This window comes from Vibrio sp. B181a (assembly GCF_030248375.1).
In the GTDB taxonomy this organism is placed as follows: Bacteria; Pseudomonadota; Gammaproteobacteria; order Enterobacterales; family Vibrionaceae; genus Vibrio; species Vibrio campbellii.
Genome location: NZ_JAHGAD010000027.1, coordinates 247,549 through 272,377, shown reverse-complemented (window position 1 = coordinate 272,377; position 24,829 = coordinate 247,549). Strand labels below are relative to the sequence as shown.

17 protein-coding genes are annotated in these 24,829 nt (G+C 47.3%); 11 read left to right on the top strand and 6 right to left on the bottom strand.

Annotated features, from left to right (window positions below):
• Nucleotides 1-138: 138 nt before the first annotated feature.
• From fdhF to KIO97_RS14430, 4 genes are all read left to right on the top strand, one after another.
• Nucleotides 139-4,377, top strand: coding sequence for a formate dehydrogenase subunit alpha (gene fdhF, locus KIO97_RS14445; protein ID WP_285383135.1), 4,239 nt, complete (start codon nt 139-141; stop codon nt 4,375-4,377).
• 92 nt (nt 4,378-4,469) lie between these two features.
• Complete coding sequence (locus KIO97_RS14440) at nt 4,470-5,405, top strand: endonuclease/exonuclease/phosphatase family protein (protein ID WP_285383133.1); 936 nt, start codon at nt 4,470-4,472, stop codon at nt 5,403-5,405.
• Between the two features lie 147 nt (nt 5,406-5,552).
• Nucleotides 5,553-7,361: an amidohydrolase gene (locus KIO97_RS14435; protein WP_285383132.1), complete on the top strand. Its 1,809-nt coding sequence runs from the start codon at nt 5,553-5,555 to the stop codon at nt 7,359-7,361.
• Between the two features lie 199 nt (nt 7,362-7,560).
• Nucleotides 7,561-7,932, top strand: a complete 372-nt coding sequence (locus KIO97_RS14430; protein WP_086015291.1) for a hypothetical protein — start codon at nt 7,561-7,563, stop codon at nt 7,930-7,932.
• Between the two features lie 77 nt (nt 7,933-8,009).
• Here the strand turns inward: KIO97_RS14430 and KIO97_RS14425 are convergent, their stop codons facing one another.
• The 6 genes from KIO97_RS14425 to KIO97_RS14400 all read right to left on the bottom strand — a co-directional run bounded on the left by KIO97_RS14425 (nt 8,010) and on the right by KIO97_RS14400 (nt 15,630).
• Complete coding sequence (locus tag KIO97_RS14425; protein ID WP_005425148.1) at nt 8,010-9,107, bottom strand: ABC transporter permease; 1,098 nt, start codon at nt 9,105-9,107, stop codon at nt 8,010-8,012.
• Nucleotides 9,107-10,033 (bottom strand): ABC transporter ATP-binding protein, encoded by a 927-nt coding sequence (locus tag KIO97_RS14420; RefSeq protein WP_285383131.1) that lies wholly within the window; start codon nt 10,031-10,033, stop codon nt 9,107-9,109. Before KIO97_RS14420 ends, KIO97_RS14425 begins: the two co-directional genes overlap by 1 nt.
• Nucleotides 10,034-10,037: 4 nt before the next feature.
• Nucleotides 10,038-10,988 (bottom strand): HlyD family secretion protein, encoded by a 951-nt coding sequence (locus KIO97_RS14415; RefSeq protein ID WP_373417321.1) that lies wholly within the window; start codon nt 10,986-10,988, stop codon nt 10,038-10,040.
• A 365-nt stretch (nt 10,989-11,353) separates the two neighbouring features.
• A complete protein-coding gene (locus tag KIO97_RS14410; RefSeq protein ID WP_285383129.1) occupies nt 11,354-12,985 on the bottom strand; it encodes a methyl-accepting chemotaxis protein in 1,632 nt (543 codons plus the stop codon).
• A 420-nt stretch (nt 12,986-13,405) separates the two neighbouring features.
• Nucleotides 13,406-14,269 (bottom strand): MurR/RpiR family transcriptional regulator, encoded by an 864-nt coding sequence (locus tag KIO97_RS14405; RefSeq protein ID WP_045372503.1) that lies wholly within the window; start codon nt 14,267-14,269, stop codon nt 13,406-13,408.
• Nucleotides 14,270-14,358: 89 nt separating this feature from the next.
• Complete coding sequence (locus tag KIO97_RS14400; protein ID WP_285383127.1) at nt 14,359-15,630, bottom strand: amino acid deaminase; 1,272 nt, start codon at nt 15,628-15,630, stop codon at nt 14,359-14,361.
• A gap of 179 nt (nt 15,631-15,809) precedes the next feature.
• Here KIO97_RS14400 and KIO97_RS14395 point away from each other — a divergent pair, with 179 nt between their 5' ends.
• The 7 genes from KIO97_RS14395 (at nt 15,810) to KIO97_RS14365 (ending at nt 24,817) form a co-directional block, all read left to right on the top strand.
• Nucleotides 15,810-17,255: an amidohydrolase family protein gene (locus tag KIO97_RS14395; protein ID WP_285383126.1), complete on the top strand. Its 1,446-nt coding sequence runs from the start codon at nt 15,810-15,812 to the stop codon at nt 17,253-17,255.
• Between the two features lie 51 nt (nt 17,256-17,306).
• Nucleotides 17,307-17,699 carry a RidA family protein gene (locus tag KIO97_RS14390; RefSeq protein WP_285383125.1) on the top strand — a complete coding sequence of 131 codons (393 nt, stop codon included), beginning with the start codon at nt 17,307-17,309 and terminating at the stop codon, nt 17,697-17,699.
• A 234-nt stretch (nt 17,700-17,933) separates the two neighbouring features.
• The gene (locus tag KIO97_RS14385) at nt 17,934-19,454 is read left to right on the top strand and encodes a sodium:solute symporter family protein (protein WP_077201540.1); all 1,521 of its coding nucleotides are present in this window, start codon (nt 17,934-17,936) and stop codon (nt 19,452-19,454) included.
• 102 nt (nt 19,455-19,556) lie between these two features.
• Nucleotides 19,557-20,501 (top strand): sugar kinase, encoded by a 945-nt coding sequence (locus KIO97_RS14380; RefSeq protein WP_285383123.1) that lies wholly within the window; start codon nt 19,557-19,559, stop codon nt 20,499-20,501.
• Between the two features lie 16 nt (nt 20,502-20,517).
• The gene (locus tag KIO97_RS14375; RefSeq protein WP_285383121.1) at nt 20,518-21,147 is read left to right on the top strand and encodes a bifunctional 4-hydroxy-2-oxoglutarate aldolase/2-dehydro-3-deoxy-phosphogluconate aldolase; all 630 of its coding nucleotides are present in this window, start codon (nt 20,518-20,520) and stop codon (nt 21,145-21,147) included.
• A gap of 90 nt (nt 21,148-21,237) precedes the next feature.
• Complete coding sequence (locus tag KIO97_RS14370; protein ID WP_285383119.1) at nt 21,238-23,691, top strand: family 20 glycosylhydrolase; 2,454 nt, start codon at nt 21,238-21,240, stop codon at nt 23,689-23,691.
• A 79-nt stretch (nt 23,692-23,770) separates the two neighbouring features.
• Nucleotides 23,771-24,817, top strand: coding sequence for a lactonase family protein (locus KIO97_RS14365; RefSeq protein ID WP_285383117.1), 1,047 nt, complete (start codon nt 23,771-23,773; stop codon nt 24,815-24,817).
• Nucleotides 24,818-24,829: the final 12 nt, after the last annotated feature.

Sequence of the window (24,829 nt, the reverse complement as noted above, 5' to 3'; positions counted from 1 at the left end):
AGTGCTTTCTTTTTATGACACGAAAAAAATGTGGTTTATAAGTTTTGTATCACACCGCCTTGTCTTGCAAATGTTTATCCTTATAGAATGTATGGTTTTGTTTGTGCAGATGTGGATTTGCTTTGCTGCGGAGGTTGTATGATAGAAATTGTCATCGATGGAAAATATAGAATTGTAGAAGAGGGGTTGACCCTTCTAGAAGCAGCAAAAGTGTGTGGAGTTGAGATTCCATCGCTGTGCGGAATGAACAAAAGTAATGAAAAAGTACCGTGTGACTTGTGTGTGGTTGAAGTTGAAAGCGGCGGTACTAAGCGCGCGTGTGAACTTGAAGTGTACCGTGGCCTTAATGTGGTCACGCAATCAGAACAACTAAGCGAGCATCGCAAAAAAGCTTTAAACCGCATCATGACGGACCATTACGCCGACTGTGAAGCACCATGCAAAACCGCTTGTCCTGCGGGTGTGGATATCCAATCGTACCTTTATCACATCGCACAAAACGATCATCAAAAAGCGATTGAAGTGATTAAGCGTACGCTTCCTATGCCGTTATCGATTGGTCGTGTGTGCCCGGCATTCTGTGAAAGTGAATGTCGCCGCTCTTTAGTCGATGAGCCTATCGCTATTCGTCAGCTAAAACGTCATGCTGCGGATGCGGATTTGTCTGCGCATGAAGCCTATGTACCAGAAAAGAAACCAAGCAAAGGTTTGAACATTGCCGTCGTCGGCAGTGGTCCTGGTGGTCTAACGGCTGGTTACTACTTATCGAATGAAGGCTACGACGTTACTGTCTTTGAATCCATGCCAAAAGCGGGCGGTTGGTTGCGTTATGGTATTCCTGAATATCGCCTACCAAAAGACATTCTCGATAAAGAAATCGAACTGATGTGCCGCAATGGCATGCAGGTTCGCACCAACCAAAAACTGGGTGTGGATTTCACGCTTTCTCAATTGAGTGAAGAATACGACGCCGTGTGTTTGGCTGTCGGTGCGTCTCAAGCGGTTGAAATGCATTACACAGGCAGCGACCTTGAAGGTTGTTACCTGGGCGTTGATTACCTGAAAGATTACGTGACTGAGCAAAACTACGTCACGGGTCAGAAAGTCGCGGTGATCGGTGGTGGTAACACGGCAATTGACTGTGCTCGTACTGCGCGTCGTGCTGGTGCAGACACCACGTTGATTTACCGTCGTACCCGTGACGAAATGCCGGCAGAAGACTACGAGATTGTTGAAGCGGAACACGAAGGGGTGAAATTCCACTTCTTGACCAACCCTGCAGAAAACCTTGCCGATGAAACCGGACGCGTGAGTGCGATTCGTCTAGAGCGCATGGCGTTGGGTGAGCCGGATGCATCTGGTCGTCGAAGCCCTAAACCAACCGGCGAGTTCTTTACCGAAGAGTTCGACACCGTGATTGCGGCAGTATCGCAAAAGCCAGATCTGAGCTTCCTCGAAGGCGAAGACTTGTCGATTCCACTTACGCGCTGGAACACCTCTGATGCAGATGAAAAGACCATGCACACCGGCACGGGCAACATCTTCAGTATTGGTGATTTCCGCCGTGGTCCAGCAACGGCAGTTGAAGCGGTTGCTGATGGTCGCGTTGCGGCAAAAGCCATTGACCTATTTTTGAATGGCGATATGGCGGATATGCCAAAGGCGGCGTTCAACTCGCGCAAAGAGAAGAAACTCTCTCAAGTCGATCCGCTTCACTTCGAGAACATCCAGAAAGTCGCTCGCTCTATCATGCCTGAATTGACTCCAGCACAACGTGAGCAAAGCTTCGCTGAAGTGGAGTTGGGCTTTGATAACGAAGAAGCGATGAAGGAAGCGGCGCGCTGCCTTGAATGTGGCTGTCAGGCCAATACTGATTGTGCGCTGCGTGATTACTCCACCGAATATGAAGCCGAGCAGAGCTTTGACTTCTCCTTGCAGATTAAATCACACCAAGATTGGTTAGATCTTCGTGCGAAAGACCTGCGTCATAAGTACGAAGTTGACCGCAGCTCTGAGTTTATTGAGTTTGATGCCAACCGCTGTATTAGCTGTGGTCAGTGTATCCAAGCGTGTCGCGACAAAGCCGTGCACGGTGTACTGAACTTTGTGTGCGATAAACAAGGTCGTCCGGCATTACGTCCTGACGATCGTCCACACTTTGGAAGTAACAAGAATGGCTTAACTCTGATGGGCGATTCGAACTGTGTGCAATGTGGCGCGTGTGTTCAAGTGTGTCCAACAGGCGCGATGGTCGATAGTCGTGACCGCTCGCAAGGTCGTACCGAAGATCTGAAAGCGGTCGACACCATTTGTACATACTGTGGTGTGGGCTGTAAGTTGACCATGTTCGTGGACGAAGCAACCAATACGATTCGTTACGTGAAAGGCGGTGACTCGCCGGTTAACCAAGGTATGCTATGTGTGAAAGGGCGCTTTGGTTTTGATTTCATTGGCAGTGAAGAGCGTCTTACCACGCCATTGATCCGCAAAGACGGTTGGTTGCAGCCTGCAAGTTGGGAAGAGGCGATTCAACTGATTGCGAGCAAGTTCTCTGGCATCAAGCAAGATTTTGGCAGCAACGCATTGGCGGGTTTCTCTTCAGCGAAAACCACCAATGAAGACAACTACGCGTTCCAAAAATTTGTCCGTCGTGAACTGGGCACCAATAACGTCGATCACTGTGCGCGCTTGTGTCACGCATCGAGTGTAACGGGTCTTGAGGCGTCACTCGGTAGTGGTGCAATGACCAACGACATCCCAAGTATTAAGCACTCGGATGTGATCTTTATTATTGGCTCGGATACTACATCGGCACACCCGATCATCGCTTCACACATCAAACAAGCAATTCGTCACCACGGCGCTCGCTTGATTGTGGCTGACCCGAAACGTGTCGATATGGCAGAGCATGCTGAGTTGTATATGGCGCACCGTCCGGGTACGGATGTGATGCTCCTTAACGGCGTCATGCAGCAGATCATCAAGAACGGCTGGTACGATCAAGAGTACATCGAAGAACGTGTCGACGGCTTTGATACCTTACTGCAAGAAGTGATGTCGCCAGCTTACAACCTCGATAAAGTGGAGTTGGTTACGGGCGTTAAAGCTGAAGACATTCAAGCAATGGCGCGCATGATCGGTACGGCAGATCGTACGGCTGTTTACTACTCGATGGGTATCACTCAGCATACGACAGGTCATGACAACGTGCGTTCTATCGCTAACCTGCAATTGCTGTGTGGCAACATCGGTATTGAAGGTGGTGGTATCAACCCGCTGCGTGGTCAATCAAACGTGCAAGGCGCGTGTGATATGGGCGCTTTGCCAAACAGCTTCCCAGGCTACCAAAAGGTATACAACCCAATTGTGCGTCAGAAGTTTGCGATTGAATGGAACGCGCCAAATCTGCCTTCTGAGCAAGGTCTAACCCTGACAGAAATCATTGATGCGGCTTGCCATCGTGACGTTCGTGGCATGTACATCATGGGTGAGAACCCAGTATTGAGTGACCCGAACCAAGCGCACGTGATTGAGGGCTTAGAAGCGCTCGATTTCTTAGTGGTTCAAGACATCTTCCTAACGGAGACTGCGCAATACGCGGATGTGGTTCTGCCTTCTTGTTCGTTTGCAGAGAAAGCGGGTCACTTCACCAATACGGAGCGTCGTGTTCAGCGCGTGAATCCGGTTGTCACGGCACCGGGTGAAGCGAAAGAAGATTGGTGGATTATTCAAGAAATCGCTAATGCTATGGGGAGTGATTGGGACTACCACTGCGTGTCTGATATCACTAACGAAATTGCACGCGTGACACCTCAATACGCAGGTCTTCGTTGGGAGGCGATCACGCCAAACGGTGTGCAATGGCCGAGCAACAAGAACTACCCGGCAGGTACTCGCATCATGCACCAAACCCAGTTTACTCGTGGTAAAGGGCAAATGGTGGGTGTACCGTTCCGTTATGCGGCTGAGCTGCCAGATGAAGAGTATCCACTTGTGTTAACGACGGGCCGTGTGCTTGAGCAGTTCCACACCGGCACCATGACGCGTAAGACCAAAGGGTTGGATAACCTTGCTGGCCCACGAGCGATGGTGAGCGTGGAAGACGCAGAAGCACTTGGCATCAGTAATGGTCAGCGTCTGACGGTGTCTACACGTCGCGGCAGCATTGAGATTGATGCCTTTGTGACTAAGCGGATTCAAAAAGGTGTGGTGTTCATTCCATTCCACTTTGTTGAATCGCCAGTCAACCGCCTAACGACAACGGCGACTGATCCGCATGCGAAGATCCCTGAGTTCAAGGTCGCTGCGGTTAAAGTGGAAGTGAGCGAAAAAGCGCGAAACGCAGAGCCTGCAACGGAAGCGGTTCATACCATTTAAGCTGATACACTGCGTATTGGTCAGCGACGCACTGGCGAGTTAGCAAACTGCATATAAGCTTATGATATGTAATCGCTAAACGAGCAGTGCGTGTGCTGAGAGTCATTAAATGGATTGTGTTGTTTCTACCTGCATTAATTTGGCTGGTAGCAAGGCAATATCATGATATTTGGTGGGCGGAGAATCTAACCTCGATTCCCGTTCTCCTTTTATTCGCCTACCTAGGTTTTGCTTTGGTACTTTTGGTCTGCCGTCATTGGGTGAAGGCACTTACTGCAATCGCGATCAGCGGTGCTTTTGTTCTATTCCTCTTACCCACTCAAATAACGAGCAACCAAACCTGCGAAAATCCGCTGACGATCATCCAATTCAACCTGTTCTACGAAAATCCCGACATCAATCAGTTCATTAATTACTTGCTTAAACACCCTGCGGATTTGGTGGTGATGCAAGAGCTCTCGCCTCAAGTGGGGGAGAAACTTCATCTTCTCGACGATATTTATCCTTTTTATTACGGCGGCCAGCGCGGTGTTGGTTACCCGTCAAATCAGATGATTTTGAGCCGTTATCCTTTGGAGCCAGTTTCGATTTATCACACTCCAGATGGTCAAGAGGTGATTCGAGCAACATGGCAAGTGGACAACCCAATTACCTTAATGACGGCGCATCCTCCATCACCAAGAACCGAGCCGCTGTGGCAACGCAGAAATGCGTTGATTCGAACCATAGAAACCCTTACCGAATTGTACCCAACATCGGAAATGATTGTGATTGGGGACTTCAACCTTTCTGCTGCAAGCCCAAGGTTTAGCAAGCTGTTTTCTCGTTTCCAATCCCGACCAGTGGCCAGTTGGCCAACATTGATAAAAGGAGTATCAGTCCCATCCTTTGCCATGATTGGGATTGATCACCTTTGGCTTAAATCAGAAAAAACGGACAGGCAAATCTGTACTCGCCTATCGACAAGTCAACCAAATGGTTCTGATCACCGCTTGGTCACCACGGTGATAGGTAACGTTCTGAATTAATTCCTGTTTCATTCTCAAGATTGTGAGCGAAATCGGTTCACCCCTGACAAAAGCGGTCTTTACTTTATACACCATGCTCCCTTTTCTTTTTTGGAACGGGATTCCATAACTAAAGCAGTAAATAAACTGGTGATATAAGGGTTAAAAATGAAACCATTTAAACGAACGTTAGTGGCAGGTGCCATCCTAGGGTTAATTGGCGCTGTGGCAGGATGCAGCCCAGCAGAAGAAGCGAAACAACAAGAACCAAAACCTGAGGCTCAGGTAGAAGAGCAAGCTCAAGCAACTGCGACTGCGGAAAGCGGTGAAACGATCTATTTGGCTGACACCATCATCACAATGGATGAAGACCAACCTCGTGTAGAGGCGGTGGTAGCGGATGATGACGGCAAGATTGTTTTTGTTGGACAAGAAGCGCAGGCGCTGAAGCAGTTCCCAAATGCGGATAAAGTCGATTTAGAAGACAAGGTGATCATGCCTGGCTTTATTGAGCAGCACCTGCATCCGTTCCTCGGTGCACTTACGCTGAGCATGCCGGTCATTGCTCCTGAAGAGTGGCAGTTACCAAGTCGTACTTGGCCAGCGGTGAATGGACATGAAGAGTATCTGGCCGCGCTGACTGCCGTTGAAAAAGAGATGAAGGATCCAAATGAAGTATTGTGGACATGGGGCTACAACAACTTCTTCCATGGTGAATTGACGCGCGCTGATCTTGATAAGATCTCGAAAACACGTCCAATCGGTGTATGGCATCGTTCGGCACATGAATTCTATGTAAACACGGCATTTGTAGAGAAGTTTGGTCTTAACCAAGCTGACATCGATAAACAAGGTAAAGAGGTAGCAGCTCAGTCAGATCTGGAAAATGGTCATTTCTGGGAAGGTGGTGCGTTGATTTACCTGTTACCACGTATCTACAAAGATCTTGGCAGTGAAGCAAGATTCCGTGCCGGACTAGAGCAAATGGTGGAAATGCTGCACGAGAAAGGGGTGACGGCTTACAACGAACCTGGCGCGTTTATACCAGAGGATATGGTGGGTCTGTATAAAGAGATCTTGGGCGCTGATGAAACGCCAATGTATTCCTTCTTTACACCAGAAAGTAAGTCACCGTACTTCTTGAAAGGCAAAGAGGGTGTGGTTCAAGCGGTTGAAGAGATCACTAAAACCTTCCCTGATGAAGGCAAAGTTCGCTTCTTTAAAAACCAAGTTAAGCTACTGTTCGATGGCGCAATTATCTCTCAGTTAATGATGATGAAAGACGGCTATCTGGATGGTCACCATGGCGAGTGGATTCAAACCCCTCAAGAAGTTGAAGACATCACCAAGCTGTTCTGGGAGAAGGATTACCAAATCCTCGTTCATGTAAACGGTGATGAAGGCGTTGAAAAGCTGATTGAAATTTTGCAACGTCGTCAAGCTGAATACCCACGCGAGAACCACCGTTTTACGATTGTTCATTTTGCCAATTCGACCGACGAACAAGTCAAGGAACTGAAGGAGCTCGGTGCGATTATTAGTGTTAATCCATATTACGTAACGGGCTTTGGTGATCGCTTTGGTGAAGTCGGGTTAGGTGAAGAGCGTGCGCACGCGATGGTTCGACTAGCCACGATTGAAAAAGAGCAGATTCCTGTTTCTTTGCATTCGGATATGCCAATGGCTCCGGCTGATCCGCTGTTGCTGGCGTGGAGTGCTGCTACTCGCCAAACCAACAACGGAAATGTGCTGCGTAAAGATCTCGCGCTTTCTCGTGAAGCCGCACTAAAAGGCATTACCATTGAAGCGGCATATTCGTGGGGGATGGAAGATACGCTTGGTAGTATTGAGGTAGGTAAAGTAGCCAACTTCACGGTGCTGGAAGAAGACCCTTACAAAATCGACATCAACAAGCTGAAAGATGTGCCGATTTATGCGACCGTCTTTGAAAGCAAGTTGTTCCCTATCGATAAATAGCACCAAAATCCAGTACTTAAGAACTGCAAAGTGTCTAGTTATTTAGAATTAGGTTAAACCAAGCGACGGCTTGTCATGGAATTGACTGACTCTGACCGTCGCTTGTTATTTGTGTGAATTCTTTAACCTAAACTTCATCAGCTTTCTATACTGAAAAAGAAGCAAAGAAAAAAATTCATAACGATAAGAGGCAACTTGCATGACAAGAACTACCTCAGCAGTGTTAATACTAATCTTAATGAGCGCCTATTTTGCCTATAACCGTTTTTACGTTTATCCGCAAAAGTTACAAACACAGGCGGAATCGATGCTGATCCAAATGGCCAACCGTGAAGAGTGGCTTGACGTACATGAGATGATGGAACGTGTAGAAGCGCACAAGGCGCATCTGGAGCTGAACGCAGACATCACCTCAACCAGCGGAAAACGCGCATACAGCGAAGGGTATATTACCTACAGCGACCGAAGCCGAAACGTCTGTAAACAAGTGGTGTTCAACTTCAAAATCAATTCGCTAAGAAGTTATAGCATTTCAGATCTGCATGACTGCTCTTTAGGTGAGTATTACTGATTTCGCTATGATGATTGAATGATTCAATAAAAACGCCTCCAATGCTGGAGGCGTTTTTAGTTCTGGAGCCTGGTAGGTTAATCGAGTGACTTCTTGAAGCGAAGTGAAGCAACAAAGAGACCGATAACGGTAAACCCAAGCAGCCAAAGCGTATCTCGCCAAAGCTCCATCAAATCTGCACCACGTAACACCACACCACGAATAATACGCATAAAGTGGGTAGCAGGTAGGGCTTCTGATATCCATTGTGCCGCAACGGGCATCCCTTCATAAGGGAACATAAACCCTGATAATAAGATTGATGGCAGAAGAATAAACACTGTCATCTGCATTGCTTGAAGCTGCGTCGTCGCAATAGTGGATATCACCAAACCTAAGGTTAAACTCGCGGCGATAAATAACAGCGTGCCAAACAATATCTGACTAATGGCGCCGTTTATCGGTACATCAAATATCCAGTGACCCAAACCGAGAATGATGAAGACTTGAATCAAACCTACGAAGATGTAAGGAATGATCTTTGCCACCATCAGCTCGATAGAGTGGATTGGTGTGGTAATCAGTAACTCTAGATTGCCACGCTCCCGTTCTCGAACAATGGCAGCACTAGTGAACAAGATCATCGTCATGGTCAGAATCACGCCCAACAAACCGGGGACAATGTTCACCGCCGAGCGCCGACTCGGGTTGTAATACAGCGCAACTTCAAAGGTTTTGGTTGGGGCAGGGCGTATCTCAAAATCAAAATCCGTTAACGGCATGGTTTGTAGTGAGAGAATCGCTGAGCTGATCATAGTGTCGGAACCATCCACAATCCACTGGCCAAGCTCTCTACCTTGCACCATACGTTGGGTTAGATCGCTAGGCAGAATCAAAGCCGCACGAACGATACCATCCTGAATGGCTTGTTCTGCTTGCTCCGCGGTAGCGAAGGTTTCGACCACATCGACCACTTGCGTGACTTTGACGGATTCGGTAATCACGCGTCCGGCGGTACTGCCACTTTGATCGACGACGCCAACGGGAATATTACGAATATCGGTATTAATGGCGAAGCCGAACAGCAAAAGCTGAATCAACGGGATCATTACGACCATGCCAAAGGTTATGCGGTCACGTGAAAGCTGACGGATTTCTTTGATCATTACCGCTTTCATACGGGCAATAGATTTCATCATTGGCGACCTTCTCCCGTAACACTGACAAACACATCTTCCAAGCTAGGACGAGCAATGTTCATCTCGCAGCCCTCAAGCTCTGGAAAGGTTTGGGTTAACCATTCGATCGGCTGTTCGATGTACTGGTGGATCAAAATGCGTAAGCGAATGCCGAGCTGTGCGGCAGAACGGACTTCTTCGCGTCGAATGACTTTCTCTTTGAGCTCGCGTAAGCTATCCGCTTTGACTTCGACGATGTTAACGCCCATTTGCGCCATGAGCTCTTCTGGCTCACCATCGGCGCGGATCTCGCCCGATTCCATAATCGCTAGACGATGACAGCGCTCTGCTTCGTCCATATAGTGCGTTGTGACCAAAATCGTCGTGCCTTGGTCAGAGAGGTCAAACAATTGCTCCCAGAAATCTCGTCGGTTCTCTGGGTCAACCGCAGATGTGGGCTCATCGAGAAACAACAGTTCTGGTTTGTGCATGGTCGCAGTGGCGAGAGACAAACGTTGCTTCTGGCCGCCACTCATTCCGCCGACGCGCTGTTTACGTAGTTGGTCGAGACCGTAGGTGGATAGTTGTTCTTCGATGCGAGCTTTCAGCGCCTTGGTTTCCATACCAAAGATTTGTCCAATAAACTCAAGATTTTCTTGAACCGTCAGATCATCATAAAGCGAGAACTTTTGCGTCATGTAGCCAATCTTTAAACGCAGAAGCTCAGATTGTTTTGGGATCTCTAACCCAAGCACATCCACGTTGCCCTCACTTGGGCTAAGCAATCCAGTTAACACTCGAATTGTTGTCGATTTACCGCAGCCGTTGGGACCAAGAAAACCATAAATACTGCCTTTGGGCACATTAAGCGTGATGTTGTTGATGGCGGTGAAGTCACCAAACTTTTTCACTACGTTTTCAGCTTGAATCGCGTATTCGGTCATTGGCTTACTCCACCAAATCCACTTGCGCTGGAATGCCCGAAGGCAAGGATTGTGCTGAGTCTTGAAGGTCGACTTCTGCTAGGTACATCAAACGTGAGCGTTCTTCCTCGGTAAGCGCGAAATAAGGTGTAAATGAAGGCTCAGTCGCAACCCAACGAACGGTGCCGCTATATGGTTGCTCAACGCCATCTACATGCACGTTAACCGTTTTACCCGGCACAAAGTCGACTCGATAGTTAGCAGGAACATAAACGCGAGCGTATGGGACGCGGCTGGCTTGTATTACAGCAACCACGCCATTGACAGGGACGCGCTCGCCAAGGTTAAACGGTAGATTGTCGAGTAAGCCATCTCGTGTGGCGGTGATGGTGAGTTCTGCCAGTTTCTGTTCTTGCAGTGCCACATCGGCTTTTGCTGCCATGAGTGCGGCTTTCGCTTGTTCAATATCTTCAGGGCGAGAGCCTGCTGTTAGTTTGCTGAACTCTTCTTGTGAGGAGTCTAGCTCTGCACGGGCGGAATCTCTGGCTGCTAAAGCAGTGTCTTTTTCTGATTGGCTGATGAGTTTTTTACGAACTAACTCCGCTTTACGTTGGTAGTTCTTTTGCGCTTCAACCAATTGAGCTTCCGCTCTGGCAACGCGTGCTTGCGCTGCGGCAATGTCTTCTGGTCGCTCACCATTGGTCAATTTCAAAAGATAGGCGTCAGCTTTGGCTTGTTCGGCTACGGCGTGAGCTAAAACAGCTTCTTGGTTCTTTGTATCGAGCTGAACCAGCACTTCTCCTTCGGTGACTTGGCTGCCTTCCTTGATGGGTAGGGCACGAATTATCTCGCTAGAGGTTGCAGTAAAGGTTACGCGGTCACGTTCTAATGTGCCAAGGGCTTGCTGTCCGTCATCTCTGGAACAGGCAGTTAAAAGAGTCAGGGCTAGGGTGCCAAGAATGATTCGCTTCATCATGCGACGCTTCCTCTAAGAAGGTGAGCTCGAATTCGTATCAAGCTATAGAAGAGTGTGGGACTGCATTCAGTGTAACGTGAGTCAGTTTTGTCCGGCTAGGAAGTTAATTCCTTCAATATTCATCAATTGATTAATTATTGAAACTGACCTCACTCTTGAATGCGTCTCTAAGAATATTCTCATTCAAATATAGTGGGTTACCGTGATGTTGGTGGGATTAGGAAAGATAAATTAAAGAATCGAGACAGGGATCAGGTTTACCGTGCACGCATAAAGAAACGGCTAGATAAAGCAAAGCCCGATGGTTGAACATCGGGCTTTACAGAGCGCGCTAGGACAAAGTTAACGCAACCTTTAATGGCTGTTTAAGCCGTTTTAAACTGACTGACGATTTCTTGTAGACCAACCGCCAGTTCACTCAAGTCTCGGCACGCAATCGCGGTTTGACGAGAGCCTGTTGCGACTTCGCTAGAGAACTGGTTGATGTGTTCGACATTGCGATGCAGCTCTTCAGTCACAGAGCTTTGCTCACTGCAGGCACTCGCGATTTGGATACTCTTCTCAGCAATGTTGTCAGCGCTTTGTTCGATGTGACCAATCGTCGTGCCCGCTCGCTGAGCTTGCTCAACACACACTTGAATCAAATCGCTGCTGTTGTTTGTTGCCGATACGGCGGTTTTCGAGCAATTCTGAAGTTTACTGATGATAGCAATGATCTCTTCTGTCGATGCTTGTGTGCGACTCGCTAGCGTACGAACTTCATCAGCCACAACGGCAAATCCACGGCCTTGTTCACCCGCTCGGGCAGCTTCAATTGCAGCATTGAGAGCAAGCAGGTTCGTTTGCTCTGCGATGTCTTGAATCACGTCAACAACCACGCTGATGTTCGATGCGTCTTGCTCTAGCTCGCTTACCATGGTGCCTACAGATTGAATCGCGACTGAGGCTTCGTTGATCTGCTCAATACACTCCTGAACCACTTCTAAGCCTTCTTTGGCTTCTTGAGAGGCACTGTTTGCAGTTTCTGAAGCGGCTTCTGTGTTGCTTGCTACATCATGCACCGTTGCTTGCATTTCGTTCATGGCGGTCGCAATCAGGTTAAGTTGTTGCTGCTGCTCATCCATGCCAGAAGAGGTTTGTTCTGAAATGGCGCTTACTTCCTCGGTAGCGGTGCTCACCTGAGCGGTAGTAGAAGAGATGCTGTCGACCAGACTCAGCAGCTTGGCTTGCATATCTTCACAGGCGTCTGCCAATAAACCAAGCTCATCATTACCAATTTTTTTGCGCGGAAGTTTGTAGGTTAGATCGCCGGAGGCAATCTTAGAGGCCATCTCGACCACGTATTGCAGTGGAGAACAGATTTGTTTTGTAAGGAATAAGCCGAGCACGAAGCTCAATGCCAATAAAGCAACAATCGCGATAATGCTATAAGTGATCGCGTTTGCAACTACATCGTGAGTGCTGTTGATGTCTTCTTTGATGAAGGTTTGGTTTAACTCAACCAGATCTTTAATCGAGCTAGAAAGTGCTTGGAAGGTTGAAAAACCATCCAGCAGCATGGCGTTGGCTTCATCAATACGTTTCGTGGTTAATAGCTCTGAGTATTTGTCGTTGAAGCTACGGTATTTTGACCACGCACTCGATACTTCATTATAAGCATCACGGTCGCGCTGATCCCAAAGTGATTTACCGTATTGTTCAATATAGTTGTCGATTTTATTTTCTGATTCATCCAAACCTTTAAGCCAAGTGTTAAATTCAGCATGGTTTACATTAGTCAGCAAAGAGAATTCGTCTTTTCTTAAGGTGCCAATTTCGATTTCAATATTTTTTACCAATAAAATACTTGGCACGGTGGTGTCAGAAAATTCTGTCATCTTGCCATCAATAAGTTTTATTTGAGAGGTAAAGAAGAAAGATAACGCAATGACGGCAGCGGAGATAACAAGTATCAACGCACTGATTTTACTTTTAATACTTAGGTTAGAAAGTTTCATAGACTCACTGCAAATTGGGGGGCTTGAAAGGCTCGGAGTCTATTCCTGAGATTTGAAATTTAGTGTGATGAAAGTCTCAAATAGTTTTATCGGAAACGAAAATAAAATGGAAACTTAATGTTCATATTTCGTTTGAAAATAAGTTAATAGTTAATCAATATTGATGTGAAAAATAATTAATTAACTTATAAATTATTTCGAGTACGAATTGGTATTAATCTTGATAACCTTACATTCAATCAGAATTTTCTTATTGATGAATTTCGTTATTTATGTGTTAGCAAGTTTTCCTAAATATTAAAACAAGACAACGTACCGAATTGAAGTCTTATCTCGGTAAAATAAAAGCCCGATGCTGAACATCGGGCTTCATTGTTTGAGTTTTATGAGCGAGAGTTTAGTTATCTAGATCACGTTGGTTTAATCACCGAGAGGCTGTCTTTCCAAACCGCCACGATAAGAGTCGAGGGCAACTTTGAGTCGGCGAAGTTTATCGCGCGAGCGTCGCTTATGATTAACGGCTAACGCCATCGAAAGTACATCAACCAAAGCCAACATCGCGTAACGAGAAGCCGATGGCTTGTAGATGAAGTCCGTCTCTTGGTGCTCAATAGGCAGAACCAAATCGGCTTGCTCAGTCAAAGGTGTGTCTTTCGGAGTAATCACAATGACTTTTACGCCGTACTGCTTGGCTAATTGCGCGGTCTCTATGATGGCAGGGGTATAGCCCGTCGCAGACATCATGACTAACACATCGTTCGCGTCGGCTGTCGCCGCAATCATGCGCGATAACAAGCCATCGTTGTAGGCGACAATTGGGTAACCCAGGCGAAACAGACGGTGCTGCATCTCCTGTGCTGCAATGGTTGAGCCGCCACCCATACCAATACAGATCACTTGTCTTGCGTTGTGCAACCAGTTCACAGCAGTGTCGATATCTTCTTCAACAATCAAACTGCGGTTTACATCAAGGGATTGCTTGATCGACTCATAAATGCCTTGGTAGCCACTTTGATCAGGTGGCTCAAGGATGAATCGTTGTCCAACCGTTAAGGTTTGTGCCAGTTTGATCTTCATATCACGCACGTTTTTGCAGCCAACAGCTTTAGCAAAACGGGTAATGGTGGCTTCACTCACTTCTGCACTTTCTGCCAGTTCAGTAATGCTGGCGTTGGCGGCAGTTTGAATGTCGTCCATGATCAACTTTGCGACCTTCTTTTCGGCATCGCGCAGCGCACTGAAACGTTCAGTGATTTGAGAGATAATATCGACTTCTAAACTCAAGCTGTGTTCCTATCTTTTGCATGGAGGCGGTTGTGTCGCCTCCACTGGTTTGGCATGAAGTATAACGAAAAGCCTCACTAAGCTCATCATCAGAAACGGGTTTTCACCCAATGAGTGACTTGATACTCATCATCACAAACCGCCACGGCACGCCACTTATCAAACGTTAAACATGGATGAGAGGTTGAGAAGGCAATCATATCACCCACTTGAAGGTCGCTGTTTGCGTCTACTTCGATGAACGCATGCTGATCCATCACCGCGGTCGTTACCGCACTTTCAATAGAGATTGACTCACCATCGCGGTAAGCGCGCTCGGGCGTTGGTAATCCGGCATCAAACGCCACGTCACGTTTGCCAAAGCCGGCAACTAGCTTGGTTGGCTCGGGGCGAGAAATGACATAAGCCCAAAGCTCTAGTGCCGATTCCAAGTCACCACCTAAATCACACGCCGCACCTTGGTTGTTTTCAGCGCGCTGCATGACTTTGTTTTGTGCGTCTAGGTAAATGCCTGTGTCATGAATTGCGTAGCAACCTGGGCGAATTATGGCATCAAAATCTTCTAGGTTGGCGAAGCATTCAGAAACTACGTCATACCAAGCAGAGCCTGCGCCAGTAACAAGAGGTTTGGACTCAATCAACTTGTCGTTTTGTAGTTGGGCCGCGATTTCTAATGTGGTGTTGAGGAAGTCACGGATGTCCTGCTCAGCATTGTCACCATGAATGACACCTTCGTAAACCTCGATACCTTTTAGCGTGAGGTGAGGTTGCTGGTGGATGAATGTGGCGAGTTCAACCACATCTTGTTGGTTTCGGCATCCACAGCGACCGCCTTCGACTCCAAACTCAATCAGTACATTCAGAGGCAATTGATGTTCAGCAAACGCACGCTCTAGCGCTTTGACGTTTCGGCTTGAGTCCACACAGCAATAGAAGTTGATTCCATGGGTTTCAATCAAGTTGGCGATGATGGTCATGTTAGCGCGCCCGACTAGTTGGTTCGCCATGATGATGTTTTTTGCTCCGCCTAGCGCCGCAATCTCTGCCTGAGCCGGCGTTGCGACGGTAATGCCCCAAGCGCCGTTTTCTAATTGCTGCTGGAAGAAAGCAGGAGTCATGGTGGTTTTACCGTGCGGCGACAGTTTCACTTTGTGCTGATTGGCAAAACGCTGCATCCAATCGAGGTTGTTCTTCAATGAAGAAGATTTGATCACCGCAGCGGGCAAGGTGATCTCTTCATGGATCAAACTGTGTAACCCATCGGAATTGCACGCAACAGGTTGAGCCTTTTCTCCGTAACCTGGCGTGGTAACACACTCATTATGATAGTTTTTATCACACTTTTGGCGATTGTCTTTCATGGCGCACCTACTTCTAACATGGTCTAAGTGATTGATATTAATTGTTTGTTGCTAACTACCATAAATAATATGTTAGAAAGTATCAAACAAATCTGAGTTTTTTGTGTGTTTCTTCACTGTTTAAATTTCAAGAATTATTAAGATGGAATCATGTTAACGACGGACGAAGAGAGTGAAGTATGTTGTTCGATACCATTATCAAAAGCGTAGAGGTATTTGACGGTACGGGTGCAGCACCATTCATTGCTGATGTTGCGATTCGTCAAGATCGTATTGAGCAAGTAGGGCAGCTAGACGAGCTTTCTGCAAAGAAGGTGATCAACGGTCAGGGTCTTGCGTTGGCTCCGGGATTTATTGATGTGCACACGCACGATGACACCAATGTGATTCGTTACCCTGACTGCTTGCCAAAGATCAGCCAAGGCGTGACAACGGTAATCGTAGGCAATTGCGGAATTAGCGCGAGCCCTGCGGTACTCAGTGATACTCCGCCAGATCCAATGAACCTATTGGGCAAGCAGGAAGACTTCAAATACCCAACTTTTGCGGAGTATGCGAAGGCGGTACAAGCGGCGAGCCCTGCGGTCAACGTTGCTGCGTTAGTTGGTCACACAACTTTACGTAACAACGTGATGGACGACTTACTGCGCACGGCAACCGATGAAGAAATCGACCAAATGCGCCAAACATTGGCACAAGCGATGAAAGAGGGCGCATTGGGTTTGAGCTCGGGTCTTGCTTATGCGAGTGCCAAGCAAGCCAACGCGGATGAAGTGATGCGCTTAGCGGAAATTCTCGGTCATCACGGTGGTATCTACACCACACACATGCGCACCGAGTTTGAAGAAATCATCAGCGCAATGGAAGAAGCCTTTGAAACTGGGCAGTACGCCAAAGTGCCCGTGGTGATTTCTCACCTTAAATGCGCAGGTGCAGGCAACTGGGGACGCACGGTAGAAGTGCTGGATTTGATGGATAAGGTTTCTGAGCATCAAGACGTGTCTTGCGATTGCTACCCATATTCCGCCAGTTCTTCAACGCTGGATTTAAAACAGGTGACGGATGAAATCGACATCTTCATCACCTGGTCTGAAAGCAAGCCCGAACACGCTGGCAAGATGCTGAAAGACATTGCTGACGAGATGCAACTGCCTCTTATGGAAGCAGCAAAAGCGTTGCAACCTGCGGGCGCGGTTTATCACTGCATGGATGAAAACGACGTCAAACGTGTCCTTAAGTATAAGTTGACCATGGTGGGCTCGGACGGATTACCAAACGACCCGCATCCACATCCACGTTTGTGGGGCACATTCCCGAAAGTCTTGGGGCATTACTGCCGTGAAGAACAGCTTTTCCCATTGGCAGAAGCGATTCACAAGATGACGGGGATGTCAGCAGCACGCTACCAACTAAAAGATCGTGGTGAAATAAAAGCAGGCGCATATGCTGACTTGGTTTTATTTAACCCAAATACAATTAAAGATACTGCAACGTTCGAAAATCCAATTTCTGTTGCACAAGGTATTGAATCTGTATTTGTAAATGGTGAGTTATCTTATTTTAAAGATAACGTCACCGAAAATAGAAATGGCGTATTTATTTATAGAAATAATATCCATCAATAACTTATTAAATAAATTAACTTTATAGATTAAGCATTATCACTGGAGAATATTATGTCAATTAAACGTTATGGTGTAGAAGGCGGCGTAGGTACTGGCGGTCAACATTTACCATTTGCACGCGCAACAGAAGCAGGCGGCTTCTTATACGTATCGGGTCAAACACCAATGACTGATGGCGAAGTGGTAGAAGGCGGTATCGTTGACCAATCTCGTCTAGCGATTCAAAACTGTGTCGATATCATGGAAGAAGCAGGCTATACGTTAGCTGACGTGGTACACGTGAAAGTGGTGCTAACGGATTCTCGTTACTTCCAATCGTTCAATAAAGTGTTCAGAGAGTTCTTCGGTGACTACCCACCGGCACGTATTTGCATGGTGTGTGACCTAGTCGTTGACGTGAAAGTTGAAGTCGATGTGACTTGCTACCGCGAAGATCGCCGATAGAAATCACATTTTACCTAATTAAATAAAATTGAGTGCCGGAAATAATTACTTTCCTGTTATTATCTTTTGGGCACTCTCACTCCCTACATAAATATAATTTCATAAAGCAGTAGTGCCTAATATATTTAGCAAAAGCTATAAAAATAAAATTAGATAATTTCTGGAATAAAATCTAATACTTGCTGCTGGAATTATATCAATCTGAAAGATGGATTTTGATATGAGAGGTGTTCAATGAACAGTACACTTTTTCTTACCGGCTTCGGTGCGTATGTCTTATTTTTAATTTGGTTGGGATGGTTTGTCTCTCGCAATCAAAAATCAGGTGAAGACTTTCTACTCGGTGGTCGAGGCTTACCTCTGTTCCTCGTATTAGGTACCACGGTAGCAACCATGGTTGGCACGGGCTCTAGTATGGGCGCGGTGGGCTTTGGTTACTCAAACGGTTGGGCTGGTGCGCTTTACGGCATTGGCGGCGCAATTGGTATCTTGTTATTGGCACTGTGGTTCGCGCCAGTTCGTAAACTCAACTTTATGACCATGAGTGAAGAACTCGCATACTACGTAGGTGCAAACCGCATCGTGAAGAACGTGGTTGGTCTGCTTATCTTTATCGCTTCTATTGGCTGGTTGGGCGCACACATCCTTGGTGGTGGTATGTACCTAGCGTGGATTGCTGATATTGAGCTGAGCACTGCGAAGATGATCATCGCAGCAGCGTTTACCATTTACGTGGTTATTGGCGGCTACACCGCGGTGGTTTGGACGGATACCATTCAAGCTATCATCTTGTTCGTTGGCTTCATCCTAATGGCGGTACTGTCAGTGCAGCACATTGGCGGCTTGGATAACCTGTACTCTGCCATGGATCCAGAGGCGGTTAGCTTCCTTGCGATTGATAAGCTTGGTTTAATCCCAGCGGTTTCTCTTGCCGTTGTGATTGGTGTGGGTGTACTTGCGACGCCTTCATTCCGCCAACGCATCTACTCAGGCAAAGACGTATCAACCATCCGCCGTTCGTTCGTGGCTTCTGGTGTGCTGTACTTGTTCTTCTCTATCATCCCTGCAGTCATTGGTATGGCGGCGCATGCGATTGACCCTGAACTGAATAATGCAAACTTTGCTTTCCCATACATCGCGGCAACAGTATTGCCAGTAGGCGTTGGTCTTATCGTTCTGATTGCAGGTCTATCGGCAACCATGTCGAGTGCGAGTTCCGATGCGATTGCGGGCGTGTCTATCTTACTGCGTGATGTGTACGTAATGTTCACCGGCCGCGTGCCAAACAAAGAATCCATGTTGAATTACTCTCGCTTGGCTTTGGTTGTAGTGATCGGTTGTGCATTGCTGTTCGCGCTAACTTCTAATGACATCATTAGCTACATCACTAAGATGATCTCGACAGTTATGTCTGGCATGTTCGTGTGCGGTATGTTGGGTCGCTTCTGGAAGCGTTACAACTGGCAAGGTGCATTGGCAACATTGGCAGGTGCGTCTATCGCTTCATTTGCAGTAATGATGAGCCCTGACCTAACCGCTTTCTGGGGTAACCCAGTGATTCCATCTTGCTTGTTTGCTCTAACTGCTGGTGTGGCAGTGAGCCTAGTGACTCCAGCTAACCAAGTGTCACCAGAAATGGCACGAGCAATCCTAGATGATGAGCGTGCTCTGATGGAAATGGAACTGTCTGACGATGGTGTTCTAGAAGAAGATGCTTCATTAAAAAACCGCACAACAGCAAATCAAAACGCTTAATAGCAAAGAGCTTCGGCTCGAACAGAAACTTGCTCATAAGCTCCTGATAAACTGGTGGCTCCCCCGAGCCACCATTCTAAATTTATCCAAAGTAGGTGAACGATGACCGATTCATCCCAGACTAAAATTGCTTTCTTTGGCGAATGCATGATTGAACTGAGCGGCGCCCCAATTCGCAAAGGCTTTGGTGGCGACACGCTCAATACCGCACTTTACCTCTCTCGACTAACGGCTCAGCAACCTGTCCAAGTGTCCTACGCGACAGGTCTTGGGGAGGACGTACTTTCTCAAGAACTTCTGGAAAACTGGCAACAAGAAGGCATTACTACTGACCTTGTCGAGATCTTCCCAGCTCAACTACCGGGTTTGTACATGGTGCAGACCGACCAAGAGGGCGAACGCAGCTTTCTTTATTGGCGTGACAGCGCAGCCGTCAAAAGCTACTTCTCAACTTCTTCACTCAACAAATTAGAAGCCGCGATTGCGAACCGAGAGCTGGATTATCTCTACCTAAGTGGCATCAGCGTCGCGATTCTAAATGACGATAGCATAGTAAGGCTTAAAAAGGCGTTAAGTCAGTTCTCACAAGCTGGAGGCAAGGTTATCTTCGATAATAACTTCCGTCCTCAACTTTGGTCTGCACAAGAGGCAAAGCATTGGTACAGCCAAATTCTGCCATTAGTCGACATTGCGCTTATCACAGAAGACGATGATGTCTTAGTGTGGGGCGAAGAGGAAAGTGCCGAGCAGCGCTGCCTTCGCTTTGGTTGCCAAGAAATCGTGATTAAACGTGGCTGTGAGCCTTGCAAACTGGTTTGGTCGCATGGTGATGACAAGCAAACCGCTTACGTAGCCGCAGAGAAGGTTGTCAAAGTAATCGACACCTGTGCCGCTGGCGATTCTTTTGCTGCTGGTTACCTTGCAGGACGATTGACCGGACAAAGTTGTGAGCAGTCTGCCCAACTCGGTCACGCACTAGCAGCAACCGTTATTCAATATCCTGGCGCGATTATTCCAAACGACGCCATGACTCATCTAATTCGATAATTTCCGAGAACCTATTATGTCCCAAGCAATGATTAAGCAACTTCAGCAATTCAAAGTTATTCCTGTTATTCAAATCAATAAGGTTGAGCACGCGATCCCACTGGCGAAAGTGTTGGTAGAAAACGGTCTGCCAGTCGCAGAAGTGACGTTTCGAACAGAAGCCGCTGCCGATGCGATTAAAGCCATGCGCGATGCTTATCCACAAATGTGCATCGGTGCTGGCACGGTACTGACGTCAGAGCAAATTACTCAAGCGAAAGATGCGGGGGCAGAGTTTATTGTCGCGCCGGGGTTGAACCCAAATACCGTGCGTCGCTGCCAAGAAATCAATATGCCAATCGTACCGGGCGTCAATAACCCAAGTCAGGTTGAACAAGCACTTGAGCTGGGTTTGAACTTCCTCAAATTCTTCCCGGCAGAAGCGAGCGGTGGTATCGCGATGGTGAAGTCGCTACTCGCACCTTATGTTGATGTGAGTCTGATGCCGACAGGCGGTATCGGTAAAAGCAACGTCAATGATTACCTAGCTATCGACCGTGTGGTTTGCTGCGGTGGTACTTGGATGGTGGCACCGAGCTTAATTGAAAACGAGCAGTGGGAAGAAATTGGCAAGCTGGTTCGTGAAGCAGTAGAGCTGGTTGCGTAACTCAAATAGAGCTCTTATACCCAAGTCACCAGACCCCATTAAATAGCGTGACTTGGGTTGAACAATAATAACAACGACAGGATGGCGCGGATGAACAAAGGTACATTAGCACTACTCATTTCAGGCTTAATCACAATTCCAACGGCAGCGATGGCGATGACTCCCAACACCGATCTTAACCTAATGCCTTACCCACAAAATGTAGAGTTGGGGCAGGGTAAAATCACACTGGATAAATCCTTCAGCATTTACATCAAAGGCTACGACTCACCGCGCGTGCAGTTCAACGCCAAGCGCACCATGGACCGTCTATATCGTCAAACCGGCTTACCAATGTTGAACTGGCATGCCGAGTCGGAAAAAGACGCGACTCTGGTGATTGATATTCTTAATGCGCCCAAGTCAGAGGTGCAAGACATTAACAGTGATGAATCGTACCAACTTGAATCGCGTAACGGTCAGATCATCATTCGCTCCGAACGCCCTTACGGTGCTTTCCATGGTTTGGAAACCTTCTTGCAGTTAGTGACTACGGATGCGACTGGCTACTTTGTGCCTGCGGTGTCGATTCAAGATGAACCTCGCTTTCCTTGGCGTGGCGTTTCTTACGACACTTCTCGTCACTTCATTGAACTCGAAGTGATTCTTCGTCAACTCAATGCGATGGCATCAGCAAAAATGAACGTTTTCCATTGGCATATTTGGGATGACCAAGCGATTCGTATCCAGCTCGATAATTACCAAAAGCTATGGCAAGACACCGCAGATGGTGATTACTACACCAAAGATGAAATCCGCTATGTAGTGAATTACGCGCGCAACCTTGGTATTCGAGTTATCCCTGAAATCTCTCTGCCGGGACATGCTTCGGCAGTGGCGCACGCTTACCCTGAATTAATGTCTGGTATGGGGGAACAATCTTATCCGCATCAACGTGGCTGGGGTGTGTTTGAGCCGTTAATGGACCCGACCAATCCCGAACTTTACAAGATGCTGGCGAGCGTGTTTGACGAAGTGGTTGAGCTCTTCCCTGATGAGTACTTCCATATCGGCGGCGATGAACCAAATTACCAACAGTGGAAAGACAACCCGAAGATTCAGCAATTCATCAAAGACAACAATCTGGATGGTGAGCGTGGTCTGCAATCGTATCTGAACACCAAGGTAGAACAGATGCTGGAACAGCGCGGTAAGAAGATGACTGGCTGGGATGAAATCTGGCACAAAGACCTTCCAACCTCGATTGTGATTCAAAGCTGGCAAGGGCACGACAGTATCGGTCGTGCGGCAAAAGAGGGCTACCAAGGCATTCTCTCAACAGGCTATTACCTAGACCAGCCACAGCCAACCAGTTACCACTATCGCAATGATCCAATGCCGAAAGGCATCACGGTTGATGACCAACTTCATCAAGGTGAGAAATTCGCGACTTACGATTGGGTGAAACCACGCAACAAAGGTGGTCCACGTACAGGTAATCTGACCATTATTGAAGCGACAGACGGCAGCTACCGAGCGTTTACCGATTACAACGGTAAGTCTCGCGAAGAGGTGTTCATCATAGAGTATGTGCCGGGTGTTAAGTTTAAAGGCCACTTCGATAACTTTATGTCTTACACCGAATTCAACTATGACTTTGCGGATGGCAAGTTGAAAGACACCAGTTACCAATTGATTGGCAATGTTCGTTGGCCTGCGACTGGAGAATTGGTCGCGAGCAGTGGCATAGAAGGGAGTGTCATTCCCGAGCCGAATGGGGGCTATCCGGCTGAGCTGACCGAGAAAGAACAGCAGCTAATCTTAGGCGGAGAAATCACCATTTGGGGTGAGAACCTCGATTCAATGACCATCGAGCAACGCTTATGGCCGAGAAGCTACGCGATTGCTGAGCGTCTATGGTCGAGTCAAGAACTGACCGATGAGCGCAGCATGTACAAGCGCATGAAGGTGATGGATACATGGTCTGAGATTTCGCTTGGCTTACGCCATCATGCCGATGCCAATATGATGTTGAAACGTCTTGCTAATGGTGCAGACGAAACGCCGCTACAAACATTAGCGAAGTACATCGAACCAGCTCAATACTACGCTCGTCATTGGGAGAAGTGGATCTCTACGCCAAACGAAGGCGATTTGTACAATCAGTATGAGCGACTAAACCGCTTCGCAGATGCACTGCCAGTAGAAAGTCTAGCGGTGTATGAGATGAAAGATTTGGTCGCGGCTTATGCTCAAGGTGATAAAACCGCGTTGGATGCGTTAGCGATGCATTATCAAAGCGTTAAGTTAGCAGCGCAGCAAGCCAAACCTATTTTCGCTGCAAATGTGGCGTCGGTAGAAACGGTGCCAGTTGCAGAAGCCGCAATCAAAGTTGCCGATTTAGGTTTAACCTTGATTGAGCTTGCTAAGCAGGGCAGTGATATTAGCCAATCTGACGCTGAAGTGTATCAACGTCTCATCAATGAAAATGCGATAATTTTTGATGAAACCATTGTCGCCATAGTGTCACCAACCGAGCAGTTGCTTCACACTTTAACCAATTGATAACTAAAAGGGATTGCCGTCTGGTAACGCAGGCGGCATCTTATCGGTTAAGCACTCTTTTATCTCCCAAAGGTTTCCCATGATAGTAAATGGTCACTTACATTTTTATGTAGGCACCTATACCGATTCACCCAGCCAAAGTCAGGGCATTGCGTGTGTTTCTCTCGATACTGCAACTGGCGCATTAACGCTCACCAATGAACTTGTTCCAGAAGCGGTGAAAACGGTTCGTAACCCTTCTTACCTTGCGCTCAGAGGAGAGGGTTTATATACCTTTAATGAAGTCGATCGCTTGGAAGGTGCAAAGCTGATATTTGCTGAAAAAACAGACAGCTATGCATTGCCAATTGAAGGTGATTACCCTTGCCATATCGACATTAAAGAACCGTTACTCGCTGTTGCAAACTACGGTTCCGGCAATGTGAGTGTTTACCAACTTGATGAGCAAGGTAAACCGTTGAAATCCATTGCAGAATTGTGTGTAGAAGGCAATGGGCCAAATATTGACCGTCAAACTTCACCTCATGCCCATCAAGTCACTTTTCTAAAACACTCCGCTCAATTGGCTGTGGTCGATTTAGGTACAGACAGTGTTCACTTCTATGACTACGGCAATGATGGTGAGGCAGTTAAGTTTTCACTTTCTCAAAGCGTCGCGATGCCTGCTGGCTCTGGACCTCGTCATTTGATCTTCAATCGTGATGAGTCTGTCGCGTACGTTGTTTGCGAACTGTCCGAAACGCTGGTGGTACTTCGCAAGCAAAATGGACAATGGAATCTGACTCAGCAAGTTAAACTGCTAGCCGATGAAGAGAACACAGAAGCGGCGTCTGCGATTCGTCTCTCTGCGGATGAGCGCTTTGTCTATGTCTCATGTCGCGCGCAAAATCTGATCAGTACATTTGATGTAACGAGTAATACTCCGGTTCAAATTGCCGCGTCCGATTGTGGTGGCGCGTTCCCAAGAGATTTTGTTTTATCCCGTGACGGGCAGTGGATGCTCGTTGCCAATCAACATTCACATAATGTCGCTAGCTTCCAGAGGAATCCGGAAACTGGCGTTATCACTCCAACCGGATACTCATGCGACATCGGTGCGCCTGTGTGTTTGGTTGAGAAGCCGTAATTAAGAGAAATA

Coding starts and splice junctions, on each gene's coding strand:
- fdhF (WP_285383135.1), top strand. CDS start 139: ATGATAGAAATTGTCATCGATGGAAAATATAGAATTGTAGAAGAGGGG.
- KIO97_RS14435 (WP_285383132.1), top strand. CDS start 5,553: ATGAAACCATTTAAACGAACGTTAGTGGCAGGTGCCATCCTAGGGTTA.
- KIO97_RS14430 (WP_086015291.1), top strand. CDS start 7,561: ATGACAAGAACTACCTCAGCAGTGTTAATACTAATCTTAATGAGCGCC.
- KIO97_RS14425 (WP_005425148.1), bottom strand. CDS start 9,107: ATGAAATCTATTGCCCGTATGAAAGCGGTAATGATCAAAGAAATCCGT.
- KIO97_RS14420 (WP_285383131.1), bottom strand. CDS start 10,033: ATGACCGAATACGCGATTCAAGCTGAAAACGTAGTGAAAAAGTTTGGT.
- KIO97_RS14415 (WP_373417321.1), bottom strand. CDS start 10,988: ATGATGAAGCGAATCATTCTTGGCACCCTAGCCCTGACTCTTTTAACT.
- KIO97_RS14410 (WP_285383129.1), bottom strand. CDS start 12,985: ATGAAACTTTCTAACCTAAGTATTAAAAGTAAAATCAGTGCGTTGATA.
- KIO97_RS14400 (WP_285383127.1), bottom strand. CDS start 15,630: ATGAAAGACAATCGCCAAAAGTGTGATAAAAACTATCATAATGAGTGT.
- KIO97_RS14395 (WP_285383126.1), top strand. CDS start 15,810: ATGTTGTTCGATACCATTATCAAAAGCGTAGAGGTATTTGACGGTACG.
- KIO97_RS14390 (WP_285383125.1), top strand. CDS start 17,307: ATGTCAATTAAACGTTATGGTGTAGAAGGCGGCGTAGGTACTGGCGGT.
- KIO97_RS14385 (WP_077201540.1), top strand. CDS start 17,934: ATGAACAGTACACTTTTTCTTACCGGCTTCGGTGCGTATGTCTTATTT.
- KIO97_RS14380 (WP_285383123.1), top strand. CDS start 19,557: ATGACCGATTCATCCCAGACTAAAATTGCTTTCTTTGGCGAATGCATG.
- KIO97_RS14375 (WP_285383121.1), top strand. CDS start 20,518: ATGTCCCAAGCAATGATTAAGCAACTTCAGCAATTCAAAGTTATTCCT.
- KIO97_RS14370 (WP_285383119.1), top strand. CDS start 21,238: ATGAACAAAGGTACATTAGCACTACTCATTTCAGGCTTAATCACAATT.
- KIO97_RS14365 (WP_285383117.1), top strand. CDS start 23,771: ATGATAGTAAATGGTCACTTACATTTTTATGTAGGCACCTATACCGAT.